At 62.9% G+C, this 5,000-nt stretch carries 5 protein-coding genes; 4 read left to right on the top strand and 1 reads right to left on the bottom strand.

All coding sequences use genetic code 11. The annotated features are described in order from the left end of the window. On the top strand, window positions 1-1,715 hold a 1,715-nt coding region (locus tag EOA85_RS27455), incomplete at its 5' end, for a sodium-translocating pyrophosphatase (protein WP_127211865.1). A gap of 275 nt (window positions 1,716-1,990) precedes the next feature. Here the strand turns inward: EOA85_RS27455 and EOA85_RS27450 are convergent. After that, on the bottom strand, window positions 1,991-2,536 hold the full coding sequence (locus EOA85_RS27450; protein WP_127211864.1) for an outer membrane protein assembly factor BamE: 546 nt from the start codon (window positions 2,534-2,536) through the stop codon (window positions 1,991-1,993). A gap of 114 nt (window positions 2,537-2,650) precedes the next feature. Here EOA85_RS27450 and EOA85_RS27445 point away from each other — a divergent pair, with 114 nt between their 5' ends. The 3 genes from EOA85_RS27445 to plsX all read left to right on the top strand — a co-directional run bounded on the left by EOA85_RS27445 (window position 2,651) and on the right by plsX (window position 4,965). After that, complete coding sequence (locus EOA85_RS27445) at window positions 2,651-3,193, top strand: ubiquinol-cytochrome C chaperone family protein (RefSeq protein WP_127211863.1); 543 nt, start codon at window positions 2,651-2,653, stop codon at window positions 3,191-3,193. Between the two features lie 7 nt (window positions 3,194-3,200). Further along, on the top strand, window positions 3,201-3,764 hold the full coding sequence (locus EOA85_RS27440; protein WP_127211862.1) for a DUF177 domain-containing protein: 564 nt from the start codon (window positions 3,201-3,203) through the stop codon (window positions 3,762-3,764). A gap of 130 nt (window positions 3,765-3,894) precedes the next feature. Continuing rightward, window positions 3,895-4,965 carry a phosphate acyltransferase PlsX gene (plsX, locus tag EOA85_RS27435; protein ID WP_029353422.1) on the top strand — a complete coding sequence of 357 codons (1,071 nt, stop codon included), beginning with the start codon at window positions 3,895-3,897 and terminating at the stop codon, window positions 4,963-4,965. Window positions 4,966-5,000 lie beyond the last annotated feature (35 nt).

Genomic DNA, 5,000 nt, shown 5'->3' with positions numbered 1-5,000 from the left:
ACCTGATCCTCACCCAATTCATGGGCCTTCAGCCAAACGACCGTGTCGTCATCGACTCGCTGGTTTCGCTCGGCTTCGGCGCCTCGCTGATCTCGATCTTCGCCCGTCTCGGCGGCGGCATCTTCACCAAGGGCGCCGACGTCGGCGGCGATCTCGTCGGCAAGGTCGAAGCCGGCATTCCGGAAGACGATCCACGCAATCCGGCCACCATCGCCGACAATGTCGGCGACAATGTCGGCGACTGCGCCGGCATGGCCGCCGACCTGTTCGAGACCTATGCGGTGACCGTGGTCGCCACCATGGTCCTCGCCGCCATCTTCTTCGGCGGCACCGCCGTTCTCAGTGCCACGATGCTCTATCCGCTGGCCATCTGCGGCGCCTGCATCCTGACCTCCATCGTCGGCACTTTCTTCGTCAAGCTCGGCTCCAACGGCTCGATCATGGGCGCGCTCTATAAGGGCCTGATCGTCACCGGCCTGCTGTCGATCGTCGGCCTCGGCATCGCCACCTCGGCAACGCTGGGCTGGGGCGAGATCGGAACGGTCGCCGGCATAGCCATCACCGGCACGAACCTGTTCATCTGCGGCCTGATCGGTCTCGCGGTGACCGGCCTCATCGTGGTGATCACCGAATATTATACCGGCACCGGCAAGCGCCCGGTGAACTCCATCGCCCAGGCTTCGGTCACCGGTCACGGCACCAATGTCATCCAGGGTCTTGCGGTCTCGCTGGAATCGACGGCACTTCCGGCGATCGTCATCGTCGGCGGCATCATATCGACCTACCAGCTCGCCGGCCTCTACGGCACCGCGATCGCAGTCACCACGATGCTCGGCCTTGCCGGCATGATCGTTGCGCTCGACGCCTTCGGCCCGGTCACCGACAATGCCGGCGGCATTGCCGAAATGGCCGGCTTGCCCAAGGAAGTGCGCCAGTCCACCGATGCGCTCGACGCCGTCGGCAACACCACCAAGGCGGTGACAAAGGGTTACGCCATCGGTTCGGCCGGTCTCGGCGCGCTGGTGCTGTTTGCGGCCTACTCCAACGACCTGAAGTTCTTTGCCGCCAATAGCGACAAATATCCTTACTTCCAGGGTATGAGCGAAGTCTCTTTCGACCTCTCCAACCCTTACGTCGTCGCCGGCCTGATCTTCGGCGGTCTGATTCCGTATCTGTTCGGCGGCATCGCCATGACCGCCGTCGGCCGTGCGGCGGGCGCCATCGTCCAAGAGGTGCGCAAGCAGTTCCGCGAGGATCCGGGCATCATGGCCGGCACGTCGAAGCCGAACTATGCGCGTGCGGTCGATCTTCTGACCAAGGCGGCGATCCGGGAAATGATCATTCCGTCGCTGCTGCCGGTGCTGGCGCCGTTGGTCGTCTATTTCGGCGTGCTGCTGCTCTCGGGCTCGAAGGCGTCCGCCTTTGCAGCACTTGGTGCCTCGCTGCTCGGCGTCATCGTCAACGGCCTGTTCGTCGCCATCTCGATGACCTCTGGCGGCGGCGCCTGGGACAACGCGAAAAAATCGTTCGAGGACGGCTTCACCGACAAGGACGGCATCAAGCACCTCAAGGGTTCCGAGGCGCACAAATCCTCGGTGACCGGCGACACGGTCGGCGATCCCTACAAGGACACCGCCGGTCCGGCTGTCAACCCGGCGATCAAGATCACCAACATCGTCGCCCTGCTGCTGTTGGCCGTGCTCGCGCACGGCTGAGGCCGCTCGGCTGTTCCGGGCCCGAAATCCAGAACCGAACCCGCGGGAGCTATCCCGCGGGTTCTTCTATTTTGGACATACAGCATCAGGGCATTGATGCCGTGACGGCTCCAAAGCTCGCGTTCAGGCGTCTGCGGCCCGCAGCTGCGATGATGGCTTGCTGTCTCAAAAACAAAAACCCGCAGGATCGCTCCCGCGGGTTTTCGGTCGCCTGAGATGTTGCTGCTTCCAGGGAAGCAAAAGGAAGGATGAAAAGCCGATCCTGTCGGGATGGATCAGGTGCCGCCGAGCGAGCTGCCGCCGCCGCCGGGGAGGCCGGGCGCCAGCTTGCTGGCGCCGTTGATGATCTGACTGAGGAAGTTCTGGTCCTTGCCGCCGGTCGGCGTGGTCCTTGAGATGAAGTCGAACACCTTGCCGTCCTTCAGGCCGTAATTGGCGATCTGGGTAACGCGCCCGTCCTCGCCGAAATAGACCGCCAGCACCTTCTGGTCGACCAGCCTCGGCTTGTCGAAGGCGACGTAACGCTTGCGCGTCTGTGAGATGTAGTAGAAGGCCTCGTTGTCGAAAGTCGCCTTCGTCGACGGGGTGCCGAGCGCCAGAAGCACCTGTTCGCGGCTCGAGCCGACCGGCACCAGGTCGATCGCCTGCTGGTCGATGACGTAGCCCTGCGTCAGCGTCTCGCTCGGATTGAGATCACCGATCATCTTCGACGAGTTGCAGGCGGAAAGCGCCGAAGCAACCACCAGCAGCGAGACCGCGCGGGTGGACCTGGACAAAGCGGACCTGGGCAGAAAACTCGACTTGAATTTCAGCGCGCGCAACTACAACTCCATTAGCTGGCCGCAACTTGCGCTGGGCCGCAAAACCGGTAAACCAGCTTGCTCGCCGATGCAACAAGGCCAATTCAACAAACGGTCCCCGGGAGACCACCCTCAATGTTCCAGCGCCTTTTTGGTCGCGAACGTCACGCCAACCGCGCTATCACCGAGGCGCTTTACGCACAAATCGTGGCAGCGGCGCGGCAAACTGTGTTTTATTCCGACTGGAATGTACCGGACACGCCGCTCGGCCGCTTCGAGATGCTGTCGCTGCACATGTTCCTGTTCCAGCACCGGCTGCGCGGCGAGGGCGGTGTTGCCGGGGAGGTCGCGCAGGTGCTGATCGACGAATTCTTCATGGATGTCGAGCATTCACTGCGGGAACTGGGCATCGGCGACGTCGGTGTGCCGAAGCGCATGAAGAAACTGGCGAAGATGTTTTATGGCCGCACCGCCGCCTATGACGATGCGGTGGAACGAAACGACCATGATGCACTCGTCGCTGCCCTTGCCCGCAATGTCCGGCCCGATACCGGCGCTTGGCCGCAAGCAACGCATCTGGCCGGCTACGTCGCCGATGTCTCCAGGCGACTCGCGGAACAGGCGACCGAATCGATTGTTTCCGGCACGGTGGCATTCCCCGTCGCCAAGACTATCTAAGGATAAGATGAAACACGCCGATTCCCAGAGCCCCGCTCACCAGAGCCCCGTGTCCTTCGTGGCCAATGTCGCCCGGCTGCCGCAAAAGGGACTGCCGGTGGTGATCGAGGCTGACGCCGCGCAGCGCGCCGCGCTGGCGGGCGAGCACGGGTTGCTCTCGGTCGAGAACTACCGCGCCGAACTGCTGGTGGCGCCATGGAAGCGCAACGGCGTCAAGGTCAGCGGCCGCGTCGAGGCCGATATCACCCAAGCCTGCGTCGTCTCCCTCGACCCGGTCGAGGCGCATATCGACGAGGCGGTCGACGCACTGTTTCTGCCGGAGCAGTCCAAGCTCGGGCGGCTTGGTTTCGAGGGCGGCGGCGAGATAATGCTTGATGCCGAAGGGCCGGACAGTCCTGAAACGTTTTCCGGCAATTCGATTGACGTCGGGGCGCTCGCCGAACAGTTCTTTGGGTTGGCGATCGATCCCTATCCGCGCAAGCAAGGCGTTTCGATGGAGGCTGCCGACGATGCCGGGACTGCGGAAAGCGAATTCCAGCAACAGCTGCGTTCCCTGCTCGGAAAATCCTGAAAACCCGACCCAATCGGAGAAAGCCGGTTGTGCGGCAGCCCAAAAACGCTATTTTCGCCGAACCTTCGCGAGCCCCAAACCGTTGCCAGCGCCAGGCGCTCGCTCAAGCAAACTGTGAGATGAACACCGCGTGATCAGGATTTCCATCGATGCCATGGGCGGCGATCACGGACCAAGCGTGGTCATCCCGGCGCTCATGACGGTCGCGACCCGGCGTCCCGACATCCGCTTCGTCATCTATGGTCGCGAGGAGGCGGTGCGCCCCGAACTCGCAAAACTCCCCAAGCTGGCGGAAGTGAGCGAGTTCATCCACTGCGACATAGCAGTCAGGATGGACGACAAGCCGAGCCAGGCGCTGCGCCATGGCCGCTGGAAGTCGTCGATGTGGAAAGCGGTCGAGGCGGTCAAGGCAGGCACTGCCGACGCCTGCATCTCGGCCGGCAACACCGGCGCGCTGATGGCGATGTCGAGATTCTGCCTTCGCACCATGGCGACCATCGACCGTCCCGCGATCGCGGCGCTCTGGCCGACGTTGCGCGGCGAAAGCGTGGTGCTGGACGTCGGCGCCACCATCGGCGCGGATGCGCATCAACTGGTTGATTTCGCCATTTTGGGCACCGGCATGGCGCGCTCGGTGTTCGGCATCGAACGGCCGAGCATCGGTCTGCTCAACGTTGGCGTCGAGGAGATCAAGGGCCAGGAAGAGGTCAAGGAAGCGGGCCGCATGTTGCGCGAGGCCAACATGGCCTCGATGAACTACCATGGTTTCGTCGAGGGCGACGACATCGGCAAGGGCACGGTCGACGTGGTCGTCACCGAAGGATTTGCCGGCAACATCGCGCTGAAGACGGCGGAAGGCACGGTAAGACAGATCGCCGGTTACCTGCGCGCCGCGATGGACCGGACGCTGATGGCCAGGATCGGCTATATATTTGCCAAGGGCGCCTTCGATCGCCTGCGCGAAAAGATGGACGTCGGCCGCTCCAATGGCGGTGTTTTCCTGGGTCTGAACGGCATCGTGGTGAAAAGCCATGGCGGGGCTGATTCGGACGGCTTCGCGGCCGCGATCGAGCTTGGCTACGACATGGTGCGCAACAATCTGCTCGATCGCATCGAAGCCGATCTCGACCTGTTCCATGCGCGCAATCCGCATGCCCAGACATCCAGGAAATCCGACGTCGTTGCCGACGCAGAGGAATAGGAAAGAGCCTTGATCAGATCAGTCGTGCGCGGCAC

It is taken from the genome of Mesorhizobium sp. M5C.F.Ca.IN.020.29.1.1, from assembly GCF_003997375.1.
Lineage (GTDB): Bacteria > Pseudomonadota > Alphaproteobacteria > Rhizobiales > Rhizobiaceae > Mesorhizobium > Mesorhizobium wenxiniae.
The sequence above is the reverse complement of the archived record's forward strand: the minus strand, read 5'-3'. Positions and strand labels throughout refer to the sequence as shown.